This is a genomic window from Lentiprolixibacter aurantiacus (genome assembly GCF_026241225.1).
Taxonomy (GTDB): Bacteria; Bacteroidota; Bacteroidia; order Flavobacteriales; family Flavobacteriaceae; genus Lentiprolixibacter; species Lentiprolixibacter aurantiacus.
The window spans coordinates 547,471-572,178 of sequence record NZ_JAPFQP010000004.1 but is presented as its reverse complement, the minus strand read 5'-3'; the positions used below and the strand labels follow the sequence as shown (position 1 = coordinate 572,178).

Annotated in this window: 24 protein-coding genes; 12 read left to right on the top strand and 12 right to left on the bottom strand. The window is 44.9% G+C overall.

The window, feature by feature from the left end; translation table 11 throughout:
* Positions 1–6: 6 nt before the first annotated feature.
* From cdd to OO016_RS14050, 5 genes are all read left to right on the top strand, one after another.
* The gene (cdd, locus tag OO016_RS14070) at positions 7–492 is read left to right on the top strand and encodes a cytidine deaminase (protein ID WP_266015336.1); all 486 of its coding nucleotides are present in this window, start codon (positions 7–9) and stop codon (positions 490–492) included.
* A 171-nt stretch (positions 493–663) separates the two neighbouring features.
* The gene (gene pdhA, locus OO016_RS14065) at positions 664–1,662 is read left to right on the top strand and encodes a pyruvate dehydrogenase (acetyl-transferring) E1 component subunit alpha (protein WP_266015333.1); all 999 of its coding nucleotides are present in this window, start codon (positions 664–666) and stop codon (positions 1,660–1,662) included.
* Between the two features lie 4 nt (positions 1,663–1,666).
* Positions 1,667–3,292 carry a dihydrolipoyl dehydrogenase family protein gene (locus OO016_RS14060; RefSeq protein WP_266015330.1) on the top strand — a complete coding sequence of 542 codons (1,626 nt, stop codon included), beginning with the start codon at positions 1,667–1,669 and terminating at the stop codon, positions 3,290–3,292.
* Positions 3,293–3,375: 83 nt separating this feature from the next.
* The gene (locus OO016_RS14055; protein ID WP_266015327.1) at positions 3,376–4,407 is read left to right on the top strand and encodes a M28 family metallopeptidase; all 1,032 of its coding nucleotides are present in this window, start codon (positions 3,376–3,378) and stop codon (positions 4,405–4,407) included.
* Complete coding sequence (locus OO016_RS14050; protein ID WP_266015324.1) at positions 4,407–5,087, top strand: SDR family NAD(P)-dependent oxidoreductase; 681 nt, start codon at positions 4,407–4,409, stop codon at positions 5,085–5,087. Before OO016_RS14055 ends, OO016_RS14050 begins: the two co-directional genes overlap by 1 nt.
* Here OO016_RS14050 and OO016_RS14045 read toward each other — a convergent pair.
* Positions 5,084–5,476, bottom strand: a complete 393-nt coding sequence (locus tag OO016_RS14045; protein WP_266015321.1) for a hypothetical protein — start codon at positions 5,474–5,476, stop codon at positions 5,084–5,086. The two genes, OO016_RS14050 and OO016_RS14045, sit on opposite strands and share 4 nt — an antisense overlap.
* A gap of 125 nt (positions 5,477–5,601) precedes the next feature.
* Here OO016_RS14045 and OO016_RS14040 point away from each other — a divergent pair, with 125 nt between their 5' ends.
* Genes OO016_RS14040 through OO016_RS14030 form a run of 3 tightly spaced genes read left to right on the top strand, consistent with a single transcriptional unit; the run spans position 5,602 to position 8,761 of the window.
* On the top strand, positions 5,602–6,201 hold the full coding sequence (locus OO016_RS14040; RefSeq protein WP_266015318.1) for a SprT-like domain-containing protein: 600 nt from the start codon (positions 5,602–5,604) through the stop codon (positions 6,199–6,201).
* 4 nt (positions 6,202–6,205) lie between these two features.
* On the top strand, positions 6,206–7,288 hold the full coding sequence (locus tag OO016_RS14035; protein WP_266015316.1) for a mannose-1-phosphate guanylyltransferase: 1,083 nt from the start codon (positions 6,206–6,208) through the stop codon (positions 7,286–7,288).
* Between the two features lie 6 nt (positions 7,289–7,294).
* Entirely contained in the window at positions 7,295–8,761 is a 1,467-nt protein-coding gene (locus OO016_RS14030; RefSeq protein ID WP_439649337.1) for a DUF389 domain-containing protein, read from the top strand.
* Here OO016_RS14030 and OO016_RS14025 read toward each other — a convergent pair.
* The gene (locus OO016_RS14025) at positions 8,758–9,525 is read right to left on the bottom strand and encodes an ABC transporter ATP-binding protein (RefSeq protein ID WP_266015310.1); all 768 of its coding nucleotides are present in this window, start codon (positions 9,523–9,525) and stop codon (positions 8,758–8,760) included. The genes OO016_RS14030 and OO016_RS14025 overlap by 4 nt on opposite strands.
* Entirely contained in the window at positions 9,525–10,262 is a 738-nt protein-coding gene (locus OO016_RS14020; RefSeq protein ID WP_266015307.1) for an MlaE family ABC transporter permease, read from the bottom strand. The genes OO016_RS14025 and OO016_RS14020 overlap by 1 nt, the downstream gene beginning before the upstream one ends.
* Positions 10,263–10,375: 113 nt before the next feature.
* On the opposite strand from OO016_RS14020, the gene pafA reads away from it, so the two are divergent.
* Positions 10,376–12,061: an alkaline phosphatase PafA gene (gene pafA, locus OO016_RS14015; RefSeq protein ID WP_266015304.1), complete on the top strand. Its 1,686-nt coding sequence runs from the start codon at positions 10,376–10,378 to the stop codon at positions 12,059–12,061.
* Here pafA and OO016_RS14010 read toward each other — a convergent pair.
* The 4 genes from OO016_RS14010 to gcvP form a co-directional block, all read right to left on the bottom strand.
* The gene (locus tag OO016_RS14010) at positions 12,053–12,904 is read right to left on the bottom strand and encodes a glycosyltransferase family 2 protein (protein ID WP_266015301.1); all 852 of its coding nucleotides are present in this window, start codon (positions 12,902–12,904) and stop codon (positions 12,053–12,055) included. The genes pafA and OO016_RS14010 overlap by 9 nt on opposite strands.
* A 16-nt stretch (positions 12,905–12,920) precedes the next feature.
* A complete protein-coding gene (locus OO016_RS14005) occupies positions 12,921–13,448 on the bottom strand; it encodes a class I SAM-dependent methyltransferase (protein WP_266015299.1) in 528 nt (175 codons plus the stop codon).
* Positions 13,449–13,454: 6 nt separating this feature from the next.
* Positions 13,455–14,513 (bottom strand): 3-oxoacyl-ACP synthase III family protein, encoded by a 1,059-nt coding sequence (locus tag OO016_RS14000; RefSeq protein WP_266015518.1) that lies wholly within the window; start codon positions 14,511–14,513, stop codon positions 13,455–13,457.
* Between the two features lie 176 nt (positions 14,514–14,689).
* Positions 14,690–17,542 (bottom strand): aminomethyl-transferring glycine dehydrogenase, encoded by a 2,853-nt coding sequence (gcvP, locus tag OO016_RS13995; RefSeq protein ID WP_266015296.1) that lies wholly within the window; start codon positions 17,540–17,542, stop codon positions 14,690–14,692.
* A gap of 128 nt (positions 17,543–17,670) precedes the next feature.
* Between gcvP and OO016_RS13990 the strand changes: the two genes are divergently transcribed.
* Entirely contained in the window at positions 17,671–18,504 is an 834-nt protein-coding gene (locus OO016_RS13990; protein WP_266015293.1) for a UbiA prenyltransferase family protein, read from the top strand.
* On the opposite strand, the gene OO016_RS13985 is transcribed toward OO016_RS13990, so the two are convergent.
* Both OO016_RS13985 and OO016_RS13980 read right to left on the bottom strand, forming a co-directional pair.
* Positions 18,489–18,716 (bottom strand): hypothetical protein, encoded by a 228-nt coding sequence (locus OO016_RS13985; RefSeq protein WP_266015290.1) that lies wholly within the window; start codon positions 18,714–18,716, stop codon positions 18,489–18,491. The genes OO016_RS13990 and OO016_RS13985 overlap by 16 nt on opposite strands.
* Complete coding sequence (locus tag OO016_RS13980) at positions 18,716–19,285, bottom strand: sigma-70 family RNA polymerase sigma factor (RefSeq protein ID WP_266015288.1); 570 nt, start codon at positions 19,283–19,285, stop codon at positions 18,716–18,718. The genes OO016_RS13985 and OO016_RS13980 overlap by 1 nt, the downstream gene beginning before the upstream one ends.
* Positions 19,286–19,348: 63 nt before the next feature.
* On the opposite strand from OO016_RS13980, the gene OO016_RS13975 reads away from it, so the two are divergent.
* Positions 19,349–19,702 (top strand): rhodanese-like domain-containing protein, encoded by a 354-nt coding sequence (locus tag OO016_RS13975; protein WP_266015285.1) that lies wholly within the window; start codon positions 19,349–19,351, stop codon positions 19,700–19,702.
* Here OO016_RS13975 and OO016_RS13970 read toward each other — a convergent pair.
* Genes OO016_RS13970 through purK form a run of 3 tightly spaced genes read right to left on the bottom strand, consistent with a single transcriptional unit; the run spans position 19,699 to position 23,446 of the window.
* The gene (locus OO016_RS13970; RefSeq protein WP_266015283.1) at positions 19,699–21,735 is read right to left on the bottom strand and encodes a M3 family metallopeptidase; all 2,037 of its coding nucleotides are present in this window, start codon (positions 21,733–21,735) and stop codon (positions 19,699–19,701) included. The two genes, OO016_RS13975 and OO016_RS13970, sit on opposite strands and share 4 nt — an antisense overlap.
* A 49-nt stretch (positions 21,736–21,784) precedes the next feature.
* On the bottom strand, positions 21,785–22,273 hold the full coding sequence (purE, locus tag OO016_RS13965) for a 5-(carboxyamino)imidazole ribonucleotide mutase (protein ID WP_266015280.1): 489 nt from the start codon (positions 22,271–22,273) through the stop codon (positions 21,785–21,787).
* A gap of 12 nt (positions 22,274–22,285) precedes the next feature.
* Positions 22,286–23,446, bottom strand: coding sequence for a 5-(carboxyamino)imidazole ribonucleotide synthase (purK, locus tag OO016_RS13960; RefSeq protein ID WP_266015277.1), 1,161 nt, complete (start codon positions 23,444–23,446; stop codon positions 22,286–22,288).
* 131 nt (positions 23,447–23,577) lie between these two features.
* Between purK and OO016_RS13955 the strand changes: the two genes are divergently transcribed.
* Positions 23,578–24,693: an adenylate kinase gene (locus OO016_RS13955; RefSeq protein WP_266015274.1), complete on the top strand. Its 1,116-nt coding sequence runs from the start codon at positions 23,578–23,580 to the stop codon at positions 24,691–24,693.
* The last annotated feature ends 15 nt before the right edge of the window (positions 24,694–24,708 follow it).

The window sequence follows — 24,708 nt, the reverse complement described above, 5'->3', positions numbered from 1 at the left end:
ACCAATATGGAAAAGAAAAGCATTGTAAGCGAAATCAACATTTACCATGATGTTGGAGAACTCAGCCCCGAGGAGCAGCTACTGCTAAAGAGGGCAAGTGAGGCAAGGGAGGACGCCTATGCCCCTTATTCCCGATTCAAAGTGGGTGCCGCAGTTCAGCTGGAGAACGGTGCAATTATTATTGGCAGCAACCAGGAGAATGCCTCTTTTCCTTCAGGATTATGCGCGGAACGGGTAGCGATCTTTCAGGCTGGTGCCAGTAACCCCGGAGTAACAGTTAAATCAATAGCCATAGTAGCTGCCCCCGAGAAATCGGATTCAGGAAAACCGGCAGCGCCATGCGGCAACTGCAGGCAGGCCATTTATGAGTACGAAAGCAAACAGCAAAAACCCATCAGTATTTTGATGATGGGCAGTGACGGAAGGGTATTCAAATGCAGGTCAATAGAAACTTTATTGCCACTGGCTTTCAACAATGATTTTCTGGGATGATCACCTTTGCTACGGTATTCCTGAAAGAACAGCAGTAAACCCGGTTACTTTCTATTTCCCCTTTTTCGGCATTTCTTTTTCTCAATGGATTTAATGTGTATTTTTGTTTTCCATTTTTGGGGGCAAACCTATTGCTCCCCGGGAATGCTAAAATCAAAAGAAACCTGATTCATGGAGAAAATAACTAAAGAGGTTTATCTGAAATGGTATGAGGATATGCTGTTCTGGAGAAAGTTTGAAGACAAGCTTGCAGCAGTTTATATTCAGCAGAAGGTTCGCGGTTTCCTGCATCTTTACAATGGTCAGGAGGCAGTTTTAGCTGGTGCACTTCACGCCATGGATCTTACCAAGGACAGAATGATTACGGCTTACCGGAACCACGTGCAGCCCATAGGAATGGGTGTGGACCCCAGAAGGGTTATGGCAGAGTTGTATGGAAAGGTTACCGGTACCTCCAAGGGTATGGGTGGGTCAATGCATATTTTCAATAAAGAACATCGCTTCTATGGCGGTCACGGTATTGTAGGGGGTCAGATCCCCCTCGGAGCAGGACTGGCCTTTGCTGATAAATATTTTAAACGAGATTCTGTGACCTTGTGTTATATGGGAGATGGTGCCGTGCGGCAGGGAAGTTTGCACGAAACCTTCAACCTGGCTATGCTCTGGCAATTGCCTGTAGTTTTCGTGTGCGAAAACAATGGTTATGCTATGGGAACTTCTGTTGCCCGTACGGCGCACCATGAAGAAATCTGGAAACTTGGCCTGGGATATGAAATGCCTTCTGCCCCCGTTGACGGAATGGATCCAAAAAAAGTAGCACAGGAGATGAGCAAGGCAATTGAGCGGGCACGCAGTGGGGGAGGACCAACTTTCCTCGAGATGAAAACCTATCGCTACCGAGGGCACTCTATGTCGGATGCACAGCACTACAGGACTAAAGAAGAAGTAGAGGAATACAAAAAAATTGACCCAATTACACAGGTTAAAGAGGTGCTCCTGGATAAGAAATATGCCACCGAAGAAGAAATTAAGGAAATAGACAAACGCGTAAAGGATAAGGTCAAGGAATGTGAACAGTTTGCAGAAGAATCTGCCTATCCTCCTGTAGAGCAATTGTACGACGTAGTTTACGAACAGGAGGACTATCCTTTCTTACCACATAAATTATAGACAAATGGCGCAAATAATCAACATGCCCAGGCTAAGCGATACCATGGAGGAAGGAACCGTGGCTAAATGGCTTAAGAATGTTGGAGATAAAGTGGAAGAGGGCGATATCCTGGCAGAGATAGAAACTGATAAGGCCACCATGGAATTTGAGTCTTTCCACGAGGGTGTGCTTTTGCACATAGGAATACAGGAAGGCGATGGAGCCCCCGTAGACTCTTTGCTGGCTATTATTGGCGATGAAGGGGAAGACATTTCGGCCTTGCTTGATGGAGGCTCAAAACAGGAAGCTAAACCTCAGGCTCCCGCAGAGGAAGCCGGGGAAGCTGCACCAGCACCAGCTGCATCTGCAGAAATTCCCGAAGGTGTTGAAATTGTTAAGATGCCCCGCCTGAGTGATACTATGGAAGAGGGTACCGTTGCGACCTGGTTGAAGAAAGTCGGAGACACTGTTGAAGAAGGAGATATCCTTGCTGAAATTGAGACGGATAAGGCCACCATGGAATTTGAGTCTTTTTACTCCGGAACACTTCTGCATATTGGAATAGGGGAAGGCGAATCAGCACCTGTAGATGAGGTACTGGCCATAATTGGCCCTGCCGGAACGGATGTCAGTGCTGTATTGGCAGGCGGAGCACCAGTAGCTGCGACCCCTGAAAAAGTTGAAGATAAAGCAGCCGCCCCGGACACCATAGCTGAGGTGCAGGCCACGGCTGTACCGGCTCCGTCTGCAAATGGCGAACGACTCTTCGTTTCTCCCCTGGCTAGGAAAATGGCCGAAGAGAAGGGTATTGATTTAAGTACTGTTTCCGGTACGGGAGATCACGGCAGGATAATCAAAAGAGATATTGAGAATTACAAAGCTCCAGCTGCGGCAGCTCCGTCAATACCGGCATCAACAGAAACTGCAGCATCCCCTGTTGCACCTTCTGTAGTCCTTCCGGTTGGAGAAGAGCAGGTAGAGGAGGTTAAGAATTCTCAGATGCGTAAAGTAATTGCCCGCAGGCTCAGCGAATCTAAGTTTACCGCTCCCCATTACTATCTGATGATTGAGGTAGACATGGACAATGCTATAGCTTCCAGGTCTCAAATCAACGATATACCTGATACCAAAGTATCATTTAACGATATGGTAGTAAAAGCCTGTGCGATGGCTCTGAAGAAGCACCCACAAGTGAATACCAGCTGGAATAATGATACTACAAAGTACAATAAGCACATAAATATAGGTGTGGCTGTAGCTGTAGAAGATGGTTTGGTAGTACCGGTAATCCCTTTTACGGACCAGATGTCTCTGACGCAGATAGGAGCTGCAGTAAAAGACCTCGCAGGCAGGGCCCGCAACAAAAAGCTTACACCTGCTGAAATGGAAGGAAGTACTTTTACGGTTTCCAACCTGGGTATGTTTGGTATTTTGGAGTTTACCTCAATTATCAATCAGCCGAACTCTGCAATTCTTTCTGTTGGGGCAATCGTGGAAAAACCAGTTGTCAAAAATGGAAACATCGTAGTTGGCAACACCATGAAGCTTTCTCTGGCTTGCGACCACCGTACCGTGGATGGTGCCACGGGGGCCCAGTTCCTCCAGACACTAAGGATGTACCTGGAAAATCCGGTGACCATGCTGGCCTGATCACAAGGGTTAAGAAAAAAGTTAATCAAAAAGCATCTCTTGTTCCTGCAAAAGATGCTTTTGTTTTAAATGGGTAGTTTATTATGTACAGGTATCTTACGGTGATTCTGAGCTTTCTCGTAATCCTGAGTTGTGCTTCGCAGAAGCGGGCTAAGGAAGGAGAAGTGGTAGAAATTATTTTGGGACATGGTCGTAAAGCAGAAATGAACAATGTCCTGCAAAATAATGCCAGGCCGGTTAAGGGGGAAATGTTTACAGATAGTACCCACATAAAGCAGCTGGTATATTACTTGTCTTCGGATGAAATGAAAGGCAGGGAAACCGGAAGCCTTGAAATTGATTATGCAGCAGAATTTTTAGAAAAACTCTTTGTCCAGAATGAGCTGAGACCTTACTTTTCAGGATATAGGGATACCCTTTTAAATTCCAAAACTACTGCTTGCAATATAGTGGGTTTCCTTCCTGGGCAGGACCCGGAATTGCGAAAGGAGTACATTCTTATCGGGGCACATTATGATCATATCGGTCTTGTTAATGTGATTAATGGAGACTCTATTGCCAACGGGGCCAATGACAATGCCTCAGGTACTGCCACGGTCCTGGAACTATCGCGCTATTTCGGTAAGGGGAAAACCAATAAACGCAGTTTGATTTTTGCTTTGTTCAGTGCAGAGGAAAAAGGATTGCTGGGTTCCCGCCACCTGGCCCAAAGATTAAAGGCGGAAGGGGTTAATCTTTACCTGATGCTGAATTTTGAAATGACAGGTGTTCCTATGAAAACAGAGGATTACCTCATGTACATTACCGGCTATGCCAAGTCCAATCTGGCTGAAATTGCAAACTCCCTAGTATCCGATGAGCCTATTGGATATCTTCCTGATGAAGATAAGTTCAACGTCTTTGAGAGATCGGACAACTTCCCTTTCTACGGTAATTTCAAAATTCCCTCCCATACGTTTTGTACATTTGACTTTAGCAATTATCCTCATTATCACAGGGCAACAGATGAACCGGAGGAGTTGGACTACAAACATATGTCGGGCCTGATAAATAAGATGATTCCTATTATTGAAGGACTCACCAACAGCCCGGGTCAGACGGTTAAATTGAAATAATGGCGAACATAATAATTACAGGGACCAGCAGAGGTATAGGATTAGAAATGGTTAAACGCTTTGCCGATTGCGGGCACCGGGTGCTGGCCTTGTCGCGAAACCCTGATCCGGTTGCTACCCTGCAATTGGATGCCGTTGCTCATTTTCCATTCGACATCACCAGTACATCGGACATTGAGAAGGTAATAAAGTTCATAGCCGGAGAATGGAAAGAGGTAGATGTGCTCATCAACAATGCCGGATTATTGCTGAATAAACCCTTTGAGGAAACCACGGCATCAGAATTTGAAGCCGTTTATGCAGTGAACGTTTTTGGCGTTGCCAGGCTGATCAGGGCGGTCCTGCCCTTTATGAATCAAGGAGGCCATGTTGTTAACATCAGTTCGATGGGGGGCGTTCAGGGGAGTGCCAAATTCCCGGGGTTATCTGCCTACAGCAGCAGCAAGGGCGCACTGATTACCTTAACAGAATTGCTGGCCGAAGAATACAAGGAAAAGGGGCCCTCCTTTAATGTCCTGGCACTTGGAGCTGTGCAAACTGAGATGCTGGAGGAGGCATTTCCGGGCTACCAGGCACCTTTGAGTGCCCAGGAAATGGCGGCTTACATTCAGGACTTTGCCCTGGCAGGGCACCAGTACTATAACGGAAAGGTGCTGCCGGTTTCCAAGTCAACCCCCTAATTTCGTTTCCTGAACTTCTGAAGGCAGGGTTCAAAACAGGGGAAGGTTATAATAAGGAATCCGCCCTCAAGACGGAGACCAATTGAATAATCCACTGAATCGGCACAATCTATCCAATAACCGGAATCCGATAATGCGTATGTTCCAGTAATTGTACCTTCCGATTCTATGGAAAAATCGCAAATAGAACCCCTGGAAGTATAGATGCCATCTTCAAAAAAAGTGATTTGTTTATCGCTGCTTACAGATCTGAATCGGCCACTTCCGTCTCCTGGGTCTGCCAATACCTCTATCAGAGTCCATTCTCCAACAATGTCTGTTGTAACTTCAGGACCATCACATCCGTTTAAAAGGATGATTGCCCCCATGGCAAATAATAGTCTTTTCATAATACTGCTAAGATTCCAATATCTTCAAAAGGTTGTCTGGGAATCTTAGATAAGTAAGAATATTTAGTAAAAAAGTACAGCTTAATTGTTTCATCTACTTATCATTTAGGCCTATTTTTGGTTCCATGAAGGAGTTATTGATGCACTATATCCCCGATACTGCGATTGATCCCTGTGTTGATTTGTTAGGCAGTCACAGGGTAGAGGTAAAGGTCGTTAACCATCGCGTTAGCAAACATGGAGATTACAAAAGGACTGCGTTGGGATACCACCAGATTACAGTCAATTCCTCCCTGAACCCCTATCGTTTCCTGATCACTTTAATACATGAGATCGCACATCTTAAGGCCTTTGAAGTATATGGCAGGCGGATTAAACCTCATGGAATCGAATGGAAACAAACCTTTAAGGATTTAATGCTTCCCTTTTTGAGGCCGGATATCTTTCCATCCGAGCTTCTGCCGCATCTGGCTAAACATTTTATCAATCCCAAAGCCAGCAGTGCCGTGGATGCAAAATTATCTCTAGCTTTGAATCGATATGACGGGAAGGAAGAAAGGATATATCTTTTGGATTTGCCAGCGGGAAGTGTTTTCAGTATACATAATGGCAGGCAATTCAGGAAAGGGCATCAGCGTGTTAAACGCTTTGAATGCGCTGAGCTGCATTCGGGAAAGGTCTACCTTTTCCAACCCCATACAGAAGTTGAACATTTAGGCAATTAATCATATGAACAATAATTATTACGCGATTCTCATGGCTGGAGGGGTAGGTTCCCGCTTTTGGCCCGTAAGTACCAGGGAATACCCGAAGCAATTCCACGATTTGCTGGGAAGCGGGCATACCCTCATCCAAAAGACTTTTAATCGTTTGAAGCGATTTATACCTGCTGAAAATATTTACGTGCTCACCAATGAAATATACCAGGACCTGGTTATGGAGCAACTCCCGGAAATTGATAAATCCCAGGTTATTCCGGAGCCGGCTATGCGGAATACAGGCCCTTGCATTTTATACGCGGCGCTTAAGATCCAAAAACAAAACCCCGATGCTTTGATGCTGGTAGCTCCCAGTGACCACTGGATTGAGGATGAAGAAGCATTTAAAAATGACGTTACCCTTTGTTTTGAAAAAAGCAAATCGGAATCTGTTTTGTGTACCCTGGGGATAAAGCCAACTTTTCCAACTACCGGATACGGGTATATTGAATTGGAAAAGGAAGAAAAGGAAGAAGGCCTGAGGACTGTGAAGCAATTCCGGGAAAAACCCGATTATGTTACCGCACAGAGCTTTCTGGAGCAGGGGAATTTCCTTTGGAATGCCGGTATTTTTATCTGGAGTGCCAGAACAATCATTGATGCCTTCGCCAAATACCAGCCAGAAATGTACAGCCTGTTCAAAGCAGGTATACCGGTGCTGAATACGGAGCAGGAAGCTGAGTTTATTGCGACACACTATCCTCAGGCTGAAAATATTTCCATTGACTATGCCATCCTGGAGCATGCTGAAACCACTATGGTGCTCCTGGCAACGTTTGACTGGAATGATCTTGGTACATGGGGGGCTTTATATGATGAACTGGCCGAAAACCAACGTCGGAATGTTGTGGTAAATGGGAAATTTATAAGTCAGGATGCTGTTGGAAACATCATCCATGTGCCTGAAGGTAAGCTTGTTGTGCTTGACGGCTTAAGTGATTATATTATTGTGGACAAAGAGGAAGTTCTGATGATTGTTCCGAAAAGCAAGGAACAGGATATCAAGAAAATCAGGTCTGTGGTAGGAGAAAAATTTGGAAAACACTATGTTTAGGAGATGATAAACGAGGGACTTGAAAAGGAAAATATTCAATCGCCAGGTGATGGAAATGGAAGCGGTGAGGAAATAAAGCGAGATTTCCAGGGCCTTATTGGAAATGTGCGCAAGTTCCTTTCCGAGCTTTTGAATATCAGGCAAAACACAGACCAGGATGCAACCAGGGAAGCCATAATTGCGGATATTCCTTTTAAAGGACATACGTCATGGATCCTGATTTGTTCCATATTTATCGCCTCTGTCGGGCTTAACGCCAATTCCACTGCTGTGGTTATCGGGGCCATGTTAATTTCTCCCCTCATGGGTCCAATTTTAGGTATGGGTATGTCCGTGGCCATAAATGATATTTTTACACTGAGGAGGTCGCTTAAGAATTTTGGGGTTATGGTAATTTTAAGTGTACTTACCGCTTTTCTTTTTTTCAAATTCTTTCCACTTCGGGATGAATCTTCAGAACTGCTGGCCAGGACTGCACCTGATATCCGGGACGTGCTTATTGCCTTTTTTGGTGGACTGGCACTGGTAATTGCCCGTGCAAAAAAGGGTACCATTGCCTCGGTGATTTTTGGTGTGGCCATCGCTACGGCCCTGATGCCACCCCTTTGTACCGTCGGTTTTGGATTGGCCATAGGGAATCTGAACTATGCAGGTGGAGCCATGTATTTGTTTATTATCAACACCATTTTTATTGGGCTTGCAACCTTTCTGGTGATTAAATACCTGCGTTTTCCAATGGTTCGGTACGCCAATTCCCGCAAAAGGCGTTTTACCGCACGGGTTGCCTCTTTAATTGCCCTACTGGTAATGGTTCCGGCAGTTTATACCTTCTACATTGTGTTCCAGAAATCGCAGTTCGAATACCAGGCTAAACAGTTGATAGACGAGACCATTGAAGTTTATCAGTTTATGAAAAGTGGACGTTTTATGGACAATCTTACTGAGATTGAATATAATAGGGAAGGAAACTCCTTTATCGAACTGGTTATTATGGGCGACGAAGCGATCCCGGAAAACGTGATCAACTCCTGGCGAAACCAGAAAAGTAAATATCCAATGCTTGAAGAAGCAGAACTCCGTGTAGTTCAGGGCGGAAGGGATGATTCGGAGGAGAAATTCAGGTATGTAAACGAACTATACGAGGCTAAAAAGGCTGAATTGTTGAACAAGGATGAGCGTATCCGGATCCTGGAAGCTGAACTGGCCAACCTCAGCCGTCAGGCAACCCAACAGATACCCTTTGCTGATATCAGTTCAGAAGCCAGAGCTTCTTATGAAAACCTAGATGGCTTCAGTTTTTATTACAGTATCCGTACCGATTTCAGCAAGACAGATACCGTCCCTGTTTTTGAAGTGAAGTGGAAAGAGGCTGCCAGCAGTGATCAGATAGTCCAGGACAGCCGCAAATTGCACGAATGGCTTAAATTAAGGCTTAAGAACAATGCCATCCAATTGAAAACCTCTGCAAATTAGTCCCCGTCTTTCAGATACATCTGACGTACTTTCTTGAATAATTCCGAGGAGTAGACAAAATCGGTGATTGCCTTGTTGTCTGTCCTGAAGATATCCTTATTGGTGCCTTCCCATTCCTTAACACCATTTTTAAGGAAGACGATTTTCTCACCAATTTCCATCACCGAATTCATATCGTGACTGTTGATTACGGTAATAATGTCGTATTCCTTGGTAATTTCCTGTATGAGGTTGTCTATCAGGATAGCCGTATTGGGATCCAGTCCGCTATTGGGTTCGTCGCAAAAAAGGTATTTCGGATTCATGACTATGGCACGTGCAATAGCCACTCTCTTCTGCATGCCACCTGAAATCTCCGAGGGAAATTTTTTGTGGGCATCTACCAGGTTTACCCGCTTCAACACAAAGTTTACACGGTCTTCCATTTCAGAACGGGATTGTTTGGTAAACATTTCCAGTGGGAACATCACATTTCCTTCAACTGTCATCGAATCGAAAAGGGCACTACCCTGGAATACCATACCCATGTCCTGCCTAAGGTCGCGTCTTTCATCCCCGGATAGCAAGGCAAATCTCCTGCCATCATAACTTATGGTGCCTTCATCTGGTATCATCAGACCCAGCAGGCATTTCATAAAAACAGTCTTGCCCGAACCACTTTGACCAATAATGAGGTTGGTCTTCCCTTTTTCAAAGGTGGTGGTAATGCCTTTCAAAACATGGGCATCCCCAAAGGATTTATGGAGGTTTACTACTTCGATCATCAGCCCAGGAGTAATTGAGTGAGAATAAAATTCAGGATGATAATTACCACACTGGTCCAGACAAACGCTACGGTACTGGCCTTACCCACATCCAGGGCACCACCTTTCATATAATACCCGTGGAATGACGGCAAAGTAGCTATGATAAATGCAAATACTACTGACTTGATAAAGGAATAGGTAACGTGGAAGCTTATGAAATCCAACTTAATACCCTCCACAAATTCTGCACTGGAGCTGTGGTTGCCGAGCACATTGGCTACCCAGCCTCCAAAAATTCCCACATACATGGCTATGGCCACGATAAAGGGGTAAAAAAGCATGGCAATGATCTTTGGAAAGACAAGGTAATTGAGGGAGTTTACCCCCATCACTTCAAGGGCATCAATTTGCTCCGTTACCCTCATGGTACCAATGCTGGAGGTGATATAGGAACCCACCTTGCCCGCCATGATAATGGAAGTAAATGTAGGAGCAAATTCAAGGATTACGGATTGTCTGGTAGCAAAACCAATCAGGTTTTTAGGGATCAGCGGATTGGTCAGGTTGAGGGCTGTCTGTATAGCCACAACACCTCCAATGAATATAGATATGAATATGATAATTCCAAGAGAACCGAAGATAAGTTCATCTATTTCCTTGAGGATCAAATTCCTCATTATTGCCCATTTGGTTGGTTTTTTGAAAACCTCGCGAACCATAATGGCATAGCTTCCAATAGCGGAAAGGTAGTTCATCTAAACGGCGTAAACTTCTTTGCGTAAAAATAACAATATTAACTTTCATTTGACTTTTGATTCCCTTTTTTGAGTCCTTAATTCGCTATTTTTGAAGATTAAAATTGATTTCTATGAAGCGTTTTCAACAGTTTGTACTGGCTCTGTTTTTCATCATTTTTAGTGCAGATAATACCCTGTATGCACAGAAGAAGAATAAGGTTCGCAATTCTGGAGATACGGAACAGACCGCACCTTTTACACGGCCTAAATTGGTAGTGGGTATTATTGTAGACCAAATGCGCTACGACTACCTTACGCGCTTTTGGGGTCACTATGGTGAAGGAGGCTTCAAACGCCTGGTTAATGAGGGTTTTAATTGCCGTAATAACCATTTCAATTACGCCCCTACCAAAACTGGCCCGGGACATGCTTCCGTCTATACGGGTACCACACCGGCGGTACATGGAATTATAGGCAATGACTATTACGACAAAGAAAGCGGTGCTGAGGTCTATTGCGCCTCAGACCCTGATCAGCTTCCCATTGGGACCCAATCCGAAGATGGCAAAATGTCCCCTCACCGCATGTTAGTTTCAACAATAACGGATGAACTCCGACTGCATACTCAAATGCGATCAAAAGTGATTGCCATATCTTTAAAACATCGTGGAGCTGTATTTCCAGGAGGCCATACAGCCAGTGCTGCCTACTGGTTTTCAGGGGAATCAGAAGGTAAATGGATTAGCAGTTCTTATTACATGGAAGAGCTCCCGGCATGGGTAAAACAGTTTAATGCTTCCGGATCGGTTGATAAGTATAAGAAGGTCTGGAATACATTAAAACCTATTGATACTTACCTTGAGAGCGGGGCCGACAATACCCCCTACGAAGAAGCCTTTAATGGGGAGTCCGCGCCGGTTTTTCCTCACAACCTGCCAAGCCTCTGGGAGGCAAACGAACAATATGAGATGATTTTCGATTCACCTTATGGTAATAGTCTTACTACCGATTTTGTTTTTGAGGCCTTGGACAATGAAAATCTGGGTGAAGATGACATAACAGATTTTTTGGCGATTAGCTATTCCAGTACTGATCGTATCGGGCATCAATTCGGAGTTAATTCCAAGGAAGTGCAGGATACCTATTTAAGGTTAGACAAGGACCTGGAGCGTTTGTTTGCGGAGCTGGACAAAAAGGTAGGCGAAGGACAGTATACCGTGTTTCTGACTGCGGACCATGCTGCCGTAAATGTTCCTGCTTACCTGAAAGATGCTGGTATTCCAGCTGGTAATTTTAGTTTTTCATGGCACAGAAAGAAATTGGATGACTTTTTAAGTTATCGATATGGGACATCTGATCTGATAAAGGATTATTCCAATGCCCAGCTTTTTCTGGATTATGACTTAATTCAAAACCTCGATCTCAGCTTAAGGGAAGTGCAAGAAGAAATTGCTGCTGAAATCCTCAAGTATAAGGGAATAAGCCAGGTGTATACCGGTTATCAGATGATTAACAATGATTACAGGGCAGGGATACCTCACATCCTGCAGAATGGGTATCACCCAACACGATCAGGTGATGTTTTATTTGTGCTGGAACATGGATATGCTTTTGGAACTAGCAAAGGATCTGAACACGGTTCTCCACAGGTGTACGACACACATACGCCCTTGTTATTTTATGGTAAGGGAATAAAAAAGGGGAGTACGGCTGCACGGACCGAAACTCCAGATATCGCTCCGACTATTGCCTCGCTCCTGGGTATAGCATTTCCCAACGGAACCACGGGAAGCCCTATTGAAGCCGTGTTAGAATAGTTTTTTGCGTATCCCCTGCCAGCGGTGTTTTCGGATAAAGCGTCCTTCTTCTTCTGATACGATATAGGGTTTTTTGTTTTTCCTGGCAGAAAGGTAACCCCTAAGGTTATCTATAAATGCAGGTAGTTTTTTTGATTTTAGAGCCATCTTGAGGGAAGCAATTATGGTAATACCCAAGCCGTAACGCAGGGCATACATGGCTTCCCCCTGTAAAAATTTGGCACGCTTGTTATAAGCAGCTCCAATAGGTCTTAAATGTTTGACCCTCAGCGTTTCATCGGTATAAATGGCAAAGCCATGAAATAAAGCCAGGAGTTCGTCAACCGTATCCCAGCCCATTGCTGCTTTTAACCCTCCTATTGCCTTAAAACAGGATTTGGAGTACGATTTAAATGCACCTCTAACGTGGTCATTATTCATGGGATGGTTGCGTTTCCATTCACCTTTGGTATCCTTTTCATAAGCGAACCCTCCGGCTATACCCACTTGTGGATTCTCCTGGAAAATCCTGGCAATGTGTTTGAAATAATCAGGAGGCAGGATGATATCTGCATCCAGTTTTACCAAAAAGTCATACGCGTCATCAAGCAATTCCAAACCATAATTAAAGGTTTGAATCACTTTACTTCCAGGCATATGCTGCTCAGATGAATGGCGGTTTCTCTTTTGAATGAAGGGATGCTTTTTTACATAGCCATCAATGATACCCTCGGTATCATCTGTAGAATGGTCGTTAACAACAATAACCTTTTTTGGTGGCAGGCTTTGGGCTACTACAGAATCCAGTGTGCCTGCAAGAAATTCGGCCTCATTATGCGCGGGGATAATAATGTAATACTCCATAGTGTGCCGGGAACTTTTAGCTGTTTCTGCGTTCTGCGTACACAATATAGTATCTGGGAGTGAACCACCTTAACAAAGGTCTGAGCCCTATTTTCTTAACAGGATGTGTCCATTTATGCCGGTCTTTGATTTCCCATCCGGCTTTGTCCAGTAACCAGTCGAACTGCCAGTCCTCAAATTCATGATAATGCCTGTCCCAGGGATCCTCTTTGCTTCTGTATGCACTGGCAAACCAGAGTTTCAGCGGAACGCTGGCCACCAGTTTTTTGGTTTTTATAGCCTTAAGAACATTGAAGGGAGCCACCATGTGTTCCAGGATCTCGAAGGCTGTTACTACCTCCGCAGATGATTTGCTTACCGCACCAAGGTTCATGTCCAGGTCTTCACCACTGGTATTCTCCACCTCATACCCACGCTCTTTCATAATATCTGAAAACGGGTTTTCTACTCCCAGATCAAGAATATGAGCTGGTTTTCCTATATGCTTTTCAAGGAAAGTGATTGTTTCGCTATATCGCTTGCTTGGATACGATTTTTCGTACATAAGGAATCAACAACGATATACAAAAGCATTGATATTCATTCCTGCACCAACGCTGGCAAACATAACGATATCCCCTTCCTCAATGTGGTGACCTTCCAGTTGCCCACGTTTAACCATGTCAAATAAGGTTGGTATAGTAGCAACGGAACTGTTGCCCAGTTTTCTGATATTCATGGGCATAACATCTTCAGGTGGCTTCATGCCGTAAAGTCGGTAAAAACGGCCCACTATAGCTTCATCCATTTTTTCATTGGCCTGATGGATGAATATCTTCTTAAGCTCAGTTATGGGAACACCACTTTCTTCAAGGCATTCTTTCATGGCCTTGGGCACGTGTGAAATGGCAAATTCATAGATCTTACGCCCATACATCTTGATATATTGGGTAGTATCGTTGCTTTCCTTATTGTAGGTTTCGCCATTGAACAGGAAATACGCTTCTTCGTTGGCATAAGTGAGGGATCCATGTGCCAGGATACTCCCCGAGCTGCCTTCCGAGGATAAAACACAGGCTCCGGCCCCATCGGAATAAATCATGGAGTCCCGGTCTACGGGATCTACAACCCGGGATAAGGTTTCTGCACCAATAACCAGGCAATTTTTAGCCATGCCACTCTTAATGAAAGCATTTGCCTGTATAACTCCTTCCACCCAGCCCGGACAGCCGAAAAGCATGTCATAGGCCACGCAACGGGGGTTCTTAATTCTGAGCTGGTTTTTAACCCGAGTAGCCAGGGTGGGCAACATATCGGATTGTGCATGCCCTTTGGTTACATTTCCAAAATTATGGGCAAAAATAATATAGTCCAGATGCTCCGGGTCTATTCCCGCATCCTCAATAGCCCGCTGTGCTGCGTAGAAACCAAGATCGGAAGTATTGTAATCATCACGTGCATAGCGTCTTTCTTTAATACCTGTAATAGCCTTGAATTTATCAATAATTACAGTAGTAGGCTGGTCGAATGGCGCCCCGTTGCTGTTCAGGAAATTGTGTTCCTGAAAATCCTGATTTGTAGTTTTTATGGAAGGGATATAACACCCTGTTCCTCTTAATCCAACGTTCATCATACTTTTTCCAATAGTTACAAAGGTGATAATATAACCAAATTTACTTATGCGTTGAACCTTATAATGCTGGTTTCTACGATACCCAACACCTCCAATCAGGGCTATAATAAACTCATTATTAAACTTTTAAACCCTAACGATTCCCCGGTTCAGGTAACGCATTCCAAACACGGTCAGGCATAAGCTGCCATAGGGGCACAACTACACATCAGGTTTCTATCCCCATAGGCATCATCAACCCTCCTCACACTGGGCCAGAATTTGTTATCAGCCACGTAAGGCAGAGGATATGCTGCTTCCTGGCGGGTATATTCGTATGGCCAGACATCCGAACTTACCATGGCCATTGTGTGAGGAGCGTTCTTAAGCAATTGCAGGTAACGTTCCTCTCCCTGGCCAGCAAGTTCAATTTCGCCGTAGATAGCAAGCATGGCATCGCAAAAACGGTCCAGTTCAGCCAGACTTTCACTTTCAGTAGGTTCAATCATCATGGTTCCTGCAACCGGGAAGGATACTGTTGGGGCATGGAAGCCATAATCCATCAATCTTTTGGCGATATCCGTAACCTCTATGCCATACTGTTTGAAAGGCCTGCAATCAATGATCATTTCATGAGCAGCCCTGCCCTTTTCCCCTGTATACAGAATTTTGTATTTCTCTTCCAGCCTGTTTTTGATATAGTTGGCATTGAGTATGGCAATTTTGGTTGCCTCTTTAAGCCCTTCTTCCCCCAGCATTTTTATATATCCATAGGAGATTAGGCAGGCCAGTGGACTTCCCCAGGGGGCAGCCGAGATAGCGGTAATGGCGTGTTCTCCTCCGGTGCTTATTACGGGGTGGCCTGGCAGAAAGGGAGCCAGTTGGGATGCCACACAAATAGGGCCTACTCCCGGACCACCACCACCATGTGGAATAGCAAAGGTCTTATGTAAATTCAGGTGGCAAACATCAGCGCCTATGGCGGCAGGATGGGTAAGACCAACCTGGGCATTCATATTGGCACCATCCATGTAAACCTGTCCGCCGTTCTCATGGATCAATTGGGTGATTTTACGGATAGAGGATTCGTAAACCCCATGTGTTGAGGGATACGTAATCATAAGAGCCGCCAGGTTTTCAGAATTGGCAATTACCTTTTCTTCCAGGTCAACTAAATCAATATTTCCGTGATCATCTGTTTTGGTAACCACCACCTTCATTCCTGCCATTACAGCGGAAGCGGGATTAGTACCATGTGCAGAGGCAGGAATGATACAGATATTCCTGTGTGTATCCCCGCGTGATTCGTGATACGCCCTTATAGTCATCAAACCGGAATATTCTCCCTGTGCCCCGGAATTAGGCTGAAGCGAAGTAGCAGCAAAACCGGTAATGGTCGTAAGGTCATCTTCCAGTTTACGAAGGACCTCATGGTAACCGGCTGCCTGTTCTACAGGAGCAAAAGGGTGGATGTTCCCCCATTCCGGAGTACTGAGGGGAAGCATCTCTGTAGCTGCATTCAGTTTCATTGTGCATGAACCCAGCGGAATCATGGAATGGTTCAGGGCCAGGTCCTTACGCTCGAGTTTTTTGAGGTATCGCATCAATTCTGTTTCAGAATGATAGGAATTGAAGACTTCGTGTTCCATAAACGAAGAGGACCGCTTAAGGCTCTCCGGAAAAATATCCTCGGATGTGGACTGGTAGGGGGAGAGGTCAACAAGGCTCCCAGAGCCGTCCAAACATCCCGCCAGTTCCATCAGGTCTTTTTGGGTGGTAGCTTCATTAAGCGAGATCGAAAGGGTTTTATCGTCAATATAATTCAGGTTGATCTCCCGTTCTTCGGCCAGTTGTTTTACTGTATCAATATTTTCAACACGGATCTTTAAAGTGTCAAAAAACAGCTCGTTCTCCTGTTCAATTCCTGAATCACAAAGAAAAGCGTTGAGGATCTTTGCCTTCCTGTGTATTTCATTTGCGATATGCCGGAACCCATCAGGACCGTGGTATACCCCATAGGCTCCTGCCATAACGGCCAGCAGCACCTGTGCTGTACAGATGTTGGATGTTGCCTTATCCCGTTTTATATGTTGCTCCCGTGTTTGAAGCGCCATTCGCAAGGCGGGCTGGTTATCCAAATCTAAGGTGATACCGATAATCCTGCCCGGGATGTGCCTTTTGTAAGCTTCACGCGTGGCAAAATATGCTGCATGCGGTCCGCCATAACCAAGCGGAATACCGAAACGCTGGGTGGTTCCCACAACTACATCAGCTCCCATTTCACCCGGAGGGGTCAGCAAGACCAGACTTAGCAGGTCCGCAGCTACGGCAACCTTTATATTATTAGCCTGACAGTGGGCAATGAAAGAGCCAATATCTTCAACCTGGCCATATTTCCCCGGATATTGCAGAAGTGCTCCAAAATAGTCTGTCCCATAATCAAAATCCCGATGATCGCCTACCTCTAGCTCTATACCCATGGGTTTGGATCGGGTAGTGAGCAACGAAACCGTCTGTGGCAATACATTTTCCGAAACAAAGAATTTGTTAACGCCCAGTTTCTTTTGATCCCTGCTTCGCAAATGATGAAGCATAGTCATGGCTTCTGCGGCAGCCGTACTTTCATCCAGTAAAGAAGCATTGGATAGTTCCATTCCGGTAAGGTCGGAAACCATGGTCTGAAAATTCAGAAGGGCTTCCAGCCGACCCTGGGCAATTTCAGCCTGGTAAGGGGTATAAGCTGTATACCAACCTGGGTTTTCAAGGATATTTCGCTTAATAACGGAAGGGGTTACACAGTCGTGATATCCCAGGCCGATATAGTTTTTAAATACCTTGTTTTTCTTCGATACTGATTGCAGATGGTTCAGAAATTCTGCTTCGCTTATGGGCTGGTCCAGTTGCAGTGGTTTATCCAACTGAATTTCCCCTGGAATGGTTTCTTCTATAAGCTGATCAAGGCTGTCAACCCCGATGGTTTGAAGCATATGGTTCAGGTCCTGCGGTCTGATTCCCACATGCCTTAGCGCAAATCTCTCCGTATTCATTTTACTGGAAATTTTGAAATGCACAAAATTAGGGATTAATTCTCTTAAAATGGTCTAAATACGGTTCCTGCAGATGAAAGTTTTTAACCATAAATCAACGGTTTGAAGCGTTTGGTTACATTTGTTTAATGAAGCTCCTGAAGGACGTTTTCAAGTTTTATCTGCATTCCAGTATACATGTTGGCCTGGCGGTACTTTCACTGTTATGGGCTACCTCTTATTTCTTAAACAATATCCCGGGAAAAGGGCTGAGTATTTTTGTTTTTTGCAGTACAATAGCCACGTATAATTTTATAAAATATGGTGTAGAAGCACATAAGTATCTCATTGTATCCAATCGCTACCACAGAAGCATTCAATTTTTTAGTATTGCCAACCAGGGGCTGGCCCTGATATATATTGGTCAATTGAACAAATCCGGTTTGATTTTGCTGCTCTTTGTAGCCTTTTTGATAGCGATTTACGCCATTCCCATTTATCCCAGACTCAAAAACCTCAGGAATTACGGTATCCCCAAAGTGCTGCTGGTTGCTCTGGTGTGGACCTTAATAACTTCCCTATTGCCCATGCTGCAGTTTGATGTAGTATGGGGTTGGGACCGTTATCTTGATTTGACACAGCGTTTCCTGCTGATTTTGGTTTTAATGGTTCCCTTTGAAATCCGCGACCTGAATGTGGACCTTCCCGAATTAAGAACCATACCTCAGCGTATTGGGGAAACTGCCACCAAAGCCCTGGGTTATTCCCTGGCGATTGTATATTTCCTTCTGACTTTTCTTAAGGACGACTTACATCCACAGGAACTTATGAATCAGGCAGTGCTGCTGCTTTTGTTAATATTAATATTGGTGTCTACGAGCAGAAGGCAATCAGAGTATTATGCGGCATTTTGGGTAGAGGCTGTGCCCGTAATTTGGCTGGGAGTAATTTGGGTGCTGGATTTACTTCAGCTTTCTTTCTGAATCTTCTTTTTCATTTCTTCCTTGTCCTTTGCAGAAAGGCTATGCAAACCGGCTTTATCGCAAAGCCGGGTCAATCGGGTGTTCTTCCTGGAAAAAGAAGCACAGGTCTTGCATGCCAGGATATGCAGGAAAAGCTGCAGGCGTTCCCTCCAGGAGGCTTCTTTGTATTGCTTCCGGTTGCATATATGGGCGGCTTCCTCACATGAAATCATTATCCAAACCAGTTTTTATCCAGGCATCCCATCAGCGACGTACGCGCCCTGTGGATCATTACCCAGAGATTAGACGGATTTATTCCTAATTCATTACACACATCTTCCGTGCTCATGCCCTGTATGGTCTTCAAGGTGAATACTTTGGCTTGCTTTTCAGGTAATTTGCCAATACAATCCTGTATGGCCTGCCCCAATTCTTCATTCTCAATCGCACCTAACTCCTTCACACTAACAGGATCTGCAGCCCGTTCCTCCAGCCAGTCGCCTTCGGAGTCCTCCTGGGAAACGTACTGCATGCGCACCTCTGCCTTGCCTTTTTTTGAGTTTATCTTCCGGTAATGATCAATTACCTTTCGCTTTAAAATGGAAACCAGCCAGGTCCGCTCCGAGGCGGTACCCTTGAAATTTTTGGCAGAACGCAAACCGGCCAGAAAAGTTTCCTGAACCAGGTCCCGGGCTATTTCCGAATCACTCACCCGCGAAACCGCATAGTTATACAGGTAATCTGCATAGGTATCCACCCAGGTGTCAGGCTGCAGTTGATGTGTGTTTGTACCGCTAGGCATCTGCACAAATTTAAGGCTAATATGCAAGAATAAATATCACTATTTTTGAATAAACCCTTTGTCATGAAACGATTACTCATTTTATTTTTTATTGGAGGATTATTGATCTCATGTTCGGAAAAAAGGCAGATGCCCATAACAGAACTGACATCTTCAGATCTGGAAAATGCGGTACTGCTAGATGTGCGTACACCCGAAGAATTCGCTGAAGGACATCTTGAGGGCGCGGTTAATATGGACTGGTATCAGGCAGATTTTACCAGCAGACTTGAAGCAGTAGACCGGGGCGAAAAGGTCTATGTGTATTGCAAAAGAGGGGGTAGAAGTGCCGAAGCAGCCCAATTATTAGACTCCCTTGGGTACAAGGTTATAGACCTTACCGGTGGATATGATGCCTGGCTTGAAGCTAAGGACTAAGCTGTTTTCTTCATCAGCCCGGCCCTTTCCAGTAATGCCTCCAGGCGTGGTTCCCTTCCCCTGAAACGCACATATAATTCCATAGGTTTTTCCGTACCTCCTTTGGAAAGGATATGCCTCCGCAATTTTTGAGCTGTTTCCTGATCAAATATTCCCTCTTCCTTGAAATAGGCAAATGCGTCTGCATCGAGAACCTCCGCCCATTTGTAGCTGTAGTACCCCGAGGAGTAACCACCCTGAAAAATATGGGAAAAGGCTGTACTCATGCATGTATCCTGATGATCCGGGAAGAGCCGGGTAGCTTCAAATGCGGCAGCTTCATAGGCTTTTACATCTTTTACGCCAGATGGATCTTTGCCATGCCATGCCATATCCAGCAATCCAAAACTCAGCTGCCTCAAAGTGGCCATTCCTTCCTGGAAGGTGGCACTTGCCTTAATTTTGTTGATTAGCTCCATTGGAATTACTTCCCCAGTTTTATGGTGAAAGGCAAAGAGTTCCAGTGCCTCTTTTTCATAGCACCAGTTTTCCAGAAGCTGGCTTGGGAGTTCCACAAAATCCCAGTATACCGATGTGCCGCTAAGGCTGGGATACTCTGTATCCGCAAGCATTCCGTGCAGGGCATGCCCAAATTCATGGAATAGGGTAGTCACTTCCGTAAAAGTCAGGAGTGATGGCCTGGTTTTGGTAGACCTTGTAAAGTTGCACACGTTAGAGATATGGGGCCTTTGGTTTTTTCCCCCTTTGCGATACTGGGGTTTAAATGAAGTCATCCATGCCCCACCCCTTTTTCCGGATCGAGGGTGAAAATCTGCATAGAAAAGGGCAATAAATTTTCCTTCCTCGTCAAAAACGCGATATGTAATTACTTCTTCGTGGTATTTATCCACATCATCCACCGCTTCAAAGCGCAATCCAAACAATTTTTCCGTAACCCGGAATACCCCATCCAAAACGTTTTCCAGCTTGAAATAGGGTTTGAGCTGCTCATCGTCAAGTTCAAAAAGCTTTTTCTTCAGTTTTTCGGAATAATAGGCCGCATCCCATTTTTGCAGATCAGCTATGCCATCTGTGTCCCTGGCAAAGTCTTTAAGTTGCTGAAATTCCCTTTCAGCAGCCGGTTTTGCTTTTTCGAGCATTTCATCCAGAAAGTCCATGACCTTTTGAGGGGTATCTGCCATCCGTTCTTCCAGCACAAAATGTGCATGGGATTCATAGCCCAGCAACCGAGCCCGTTCAAAGCGCAACCGGGATATTTCCATTACCAAACCTGTGTTGTCCAGTTTGTCTCCGTGAAATCCCTTGCTTGCAAAAGCCAGATAGAGCTTCTTGCGCAGCTCCCTGTTTTTGGCGTATTTCATAAATGGCAGGTAACTGGGGTAATCCAGGGTAAAAACCCATCCTTCTTTCTTTCGAGATTCTGCAAGCTGCCGGGCGGCTTCAACAACTCCTTCGGAGAGACCCTCTAACTGACCGGGATCCTGAAGATGTAACTCGTATTTGTTTGTCTCAGCTAAAACATTTTCTCCGAATGAGAGCTTGCGGGTTGCCAGAGCAGTGTCTATTTCACGGAGCCTTTTTTTATCTTCCTCAGAAAGGTTGGCACCATTCCTGGTGAAATGCCTGAACTTTTTTTCCAGAAGGGTTATCTGTTCCGGGTTCAGATCCATAGTCTGGCGGGAATCGTAAACGGCTTTTACCCTTTTGTAGAGATCGTCATTAAGCGTGATGTCATTGCTGAATTCCGTCAGCAGTGGAGAAATCTCCTGAGCCAGCCCCTGGAGGGTTTCATTTGTGTTAGCGGCATTGAGGTTGAAAAAGAGGCTGGAGATTCGATCCAGGTGCTGACCGCAGAACTCAATAGCTTCTATTGTGTTGGCATAGGTTGGGGCCTCATTGTTTTTTACAATGTCATCAATTTCCTTGCGTGCATCTTCCAATGCAGACAGGAAGGCCGGTTTAAAATGTTCATTTTTTATCCTGGAAAAAGGCGCTTCATCAAAAGCAACAAGTAGGGGATTTACCTCTGACATACTTTACAGTTCAAAAATTAGAATTACAGGTTTTATTCGGGATGTTTGGTTACAACTTGCGAACGGATTCCGCACCCTTGATAACCTTCTCTTTGAGTCCTTCTTTGTATGCCATTATTTTTTCGAGTATTTCCGTTTCCTGACTACCTAAGATCTGGGCAGCCAGTATTCCCGCATTTCTGGCTCCATTAAGTGCTACGGTGGCTACAGGTACCCCGGCAGGCATTTGAAGGATAGACAAGACAGAATCCCACCCGTCTATGGAATTACGGCTTTTAACCGGCACGCCTATCACCGGCAGTGGAGAAAGTGAGGCCACCATTCCTGGCAAATGTGCAGCGCCTCCCGCCCCGGCAATGATCACACTGTATCCGTTTTTATGGGCATTCTTACTGAATTCAAAAAGTTTTTCCGGCGTTCTGTGAGCCGAAACGATATCTACATCCACGGCAATGTCGAAAGATTTAAGCAGGTCTACTGCTTCCTGCATTATTTCCAGATCACTGGTACTTCCCATTACTACGGCTACTTTGCTCATTCTATTATGTTGTTAGTTACTGATAACGCGTATTTTTTTCTTTACAGTTTCTGCTATTTCACGGGCTTTGTCCACATCCTGGTTCACTATGGTAACATGTCCCATTTTCCTGAATGGGCGGGTTTCCTTCTTTCCATAGATATGGGGGACTACGCCATCCAGCTGCAATATTTCATCAATATTTTCATAGACAACATTACCCGTATACCCTTCGGCACCTACAAGGTTGACCATAATTCCTGCTACCTTGCTTTCAGTATTTCCAAGGGGAAGGTTCAGTATGGCGCGTATATGCTGTTCAAACTGGTTGGTGTAACTCGCTTCTATACTGTAATGCCCACTATTGTGTGGCCTGGGCGCCATTTCGTTTATAAGTATTTCATTATCCCGTGTCTGGAACATCTCAACAGCGAGCAAACCAACATGATGAAGTTCCCGGGAAACCTTCAGGGCTACGTCCTGTGCCTTCCTCGCAACAGCATCCGGGATACGTGCCGGACATATAACATACTCCACCTGATTGGCTTCCGGGTGGAATTCCATCTCCACAACAGGGTATGCCTTCTCCTCACCATCAGCATTTCTGGCGACAATTACTGCAAGCTCATTTTCAAAATCGATCAGCTCTTCGGCTATGCATTCCACGTTCGGCAGGTTCTCCAGATCCTTTTCGGAGCGCACTACCTTTACGCCTTTGCCATCGTAACCGAATTGGGCACTTTTCCATACGAAAGGAAAAGAAAGTCCGCCATGGGCAATGCTTTCCCGGATTTCACTACTGTAGGCAAACCTGGAGAATGGAGCCGTGGGCAGATTGTGATCCACATAGAAAAGCTTTTGACGGGCTTTGTTCTGTATGGTGCGGAGCACACGTGGCTGCGGATAGACCGTTATCCCCTCTTCCTCCAGCTTTTCCAGGGCTTCCACATTAACGTTCTCAATCTCTATGGTGAGCAGATCAACATCTTTACCAAAGTTATAAACGCTTTCAAAATCCAGCAGATCACCCTGGATGAATTCATTGCAGGCAATCCGGCAAGGAGCTTCTGAAGAAGCATCCATTACCCGGGTATAGATATCAAATTTCCGGGTTTCATAAAGTAACATTTTACCTAGCTGTCCACCGCCAAGGATACCCAGTTTAAAATCGGAAGAAAAGTAATTTTTGGTCATAGAAATTACCTGATACGCCAACATTACAGCTTATTCCAACAAAAATACGGCTAAATCTCATAAACCCATGGAACAGGCTAAAAAAAGAGAAATCAAAACCTTATCTTTGGCATCCGCAAATAAACTGACCATTGATTAAACTGCACGACAAACAATTCGTTCCGTTCCTGAGCGAGGCGCAAATTTTTGAAGCGGTAAAAAAAGTTGCCGAAGATGTTGCCCGTGATTACAAGGACAAGAATCCAATATTTGTAGGAGTTCTGAATGGGGCTTTTATGTTTGTTTCAGATTTCCTGAAGCACTATCCTTATCCCTGCGAGGTTACTTTTGTAAAGCTAAGTTCGTACCGTGGACTTACTTCTACCGGAATTGTACGCAATTTGCTGGATGTGCCGGAAAACATTGAAGGCCGGAGCGTGATTATCCTTGAGGATATAATTGACACGGGTCGCACCCTTCAGGAACTGGTTCACCTTTTTTCCAATACCAATGTGAAAGACTTCAAGATTGCCAGTTTATTTTATAAGTCGGAGGTCTATAACGGGGAATACGCTATTGATTATTTCGGACTGGAGATCCCGGATAGATTTATTGTAGGTTATGGACTTGATTACAGGGAACTGGGAAGGAATCTCAGGGAAGTATACCAATTAAAAGAAAATCCAATGATTAATCTTGTTTTATTTGGAAAGCCGGGGGCCGGCAAAGGAACCCAGGCTAATTTCCTAAAAGAAAAATACAATCTCGTTCACATTTCAACCGGCGATGTCTTTCGGCGGAATATCAAAAATGGAACAGAACTGGGCACACTGGCCAAATCATATATAGACAAAGGAGAGCTGGTACCGGATGAGGTTACCATCAATATGCTAAGGGATGAGGTGGAGCAAAACCCTGATGCCAGTGGCTTTATTTTTGATGGTTTCCCGCGTACTACTGCACAGGCTGAGGCCCTGGATAATTTACTCGATTCCAAAGGGATGAAAATTGACGCTACCCTTGCACTTGAGGCAGAAGATGAAATACTGCTGCAACGCCTTCTGGAACGCGGCAAGACCAGCGGGCGGTCTGATGACCAGGACGAATCAAAGATCCGAAATCGCTTTGCCGAATACAACGAAAAGACAGCTCCGTTAAAGGATTTCTATATGGCACAGGAAAAGTTCCACAGTGTAAATGGGGTTGGGGAAATCGATGAGATTTCAGAGCGACTGGCCGGGGTGATAGACTCCCTGGTTACCGCATAAGAGTGCTTAAGACAA

What these genes read in the sequence shown, in the direction of transcription:
- gcvP (WP_266015296.1), bottom strand. Translation starts at nt 17,542, where the DNA reads ATGAATACGGAGAGATTTGCGCTAAGGCATGTGGGAATCAGACCGCAG.
- pdhA (WP_266015333.1), top strand. Translation starts at nt 664, where the DNA reads ATGGAGAAAATAACTAAAGAGGTTTATCTGAAATGGTATGAGGATATG.
- OO016_RS14035 (WP_266015316.1), top strand. Translation starts at nt 6,206, where the DNA reads ATGAACAATAATTATTACGCGATTCTCATGGCTGGAGGGGTAGGTTCC.
- OO016_RS14060 (WP_266015330.1), top strand. Translation starts at nt 1,667, where the DNA reads ATGGCGCAAATAATCAACATGCCCAGGCTAAGCGATACCATGGAGGAA.
- OO016_RS14020 (WP_266015307.1), bottom strand. Translation starts at nt 10,262, where the DNA reads ATGAACTACCTTTCCGCTATTGGAAGCTATGCCATTATGGTTCGCGAG.
- OO016_RS13975 (WP_266015285.1), top strand. Translation starts at nt 19,349, where the DNA reads ATGAAACGATTACTCATTTTATTTTTTATTGGAGGATTATTGATCTCA.
- OO016_RS14025 (WP_266015310.1), bottom strand. Translation starts at nt 9,525, where the DNA reads ATGATCGAAGTAGTAAACCTCCATAAATCCTTTGGGGATGCCCATGTT.
- pafA (WP_266015304.1), top strand. Translation starts at nt 10,376, where the DNA reads ATGAAGCGTTTTCAACAGTTTGTACTGGCTCTGTTTTTCATCATTTTT.
- OO016_RS14050 (WP_266015324.1), top strand. Translation starts at nt 4,407, where the DNA reads ATGGCGAACATAATAATTACAGGGACCAGCAGAGGTATAGGATTAGAA.
- OO016_RS13970 (WP_266015283.1), bottom strand. Translation starts at nt 21,735, where the DNA reads ATGTCAGAGGTAAATCCCCTACTTGTTGCTTTTGATGAAGCGCCTTTT.
- purE (WP_266015280.1), bottom strand. Translation starts at nt 22,273, where the DNA reads ATGAGCAAAGTAGCCGTAGTAATGGGAAGTACCAGTGATCTGGAAATA.
- OO016_RS13980 (WP_266015288.1), bottom strand. Translation starts at nt 19,285, where the DNA reads ATGCCTAGCGGTACAAACACACATCAACTGCAGCCTGACACCTGGGTG.
- purK (WP_266015277.1), bottom strand. Translation starts at nt 23,446, where the DNA reads ATGACCAAAAATTACTTTTCTTCCGATTTTAAACTGGGTATCCTTGGC.
- OO016_RS14040 (WP_266015318.1), top strand. Translation starts at nt 5,602, where the DNA reads ATGAAGGAGTTATTGATGCACTATATCCCCGATACTGCGATTGATCCC.
- cdd (WP_266015336.1), top strand. Translation starts at nt 7, where the DNA reads ATGGAAAAGAAAAGCATTGTAAGCGAAATCAACATTTACCATGATGTT.
- OO016_RS14010 (WP_266015301.1), bottom strand. Translation starts at nt 12,904, where the DNA reads ATGGAGTATTACATTATTATCCCCGCGCATAATGAGGCCGAATTTCTT.
- OO016_RS14055 (WP_266015327.1), top strand. Translation starts at nt 3,376, where the DNA reads ATGTACAGGTATCTTACGGTGATTCTGAGCTTTCTCGTAATCCTGAGT.
- OO016_RS14045 (WP_266015321.1), bottom strand. Translation starts at nt 5,476, where the DNA reads ATGAAAAGACTATTATTTGCCATGGGGGCAATCATCCTTTTAAACGGA.
- OO016_RS14005 (WP_266015299.1), bottom strand. Translation starts at nt 13,448, where the DNA reads ATGTACGAAAAATCGTATCCAAGCAAGCGATATAGCGAAACAATCACT.
- OO016_RS13985 (WP_266015290.1), bottom strand. Translation starts at nt 18,716, where the DNA reads ATGATTTCATGTGAGGAAGCCGCCCATATATGCAACCGGAAGCAATAC.
- OO016_RS13990 (WP_266015293.1), top strand. Translation starts at nt 17,671, where the DNA reads ATGAAGCTCCTGAAGGACGTTTTCAAGTTTTATCTGCATTCCAGTATA.
- OO016_RS14000 (WP_266015518.1), bottom strand. Translation starts at nt 14,513, where the DNA reads ATGAACGTTGGATTAAGAGGAACAGGGTGTTATATCCCTTCCATAAAA.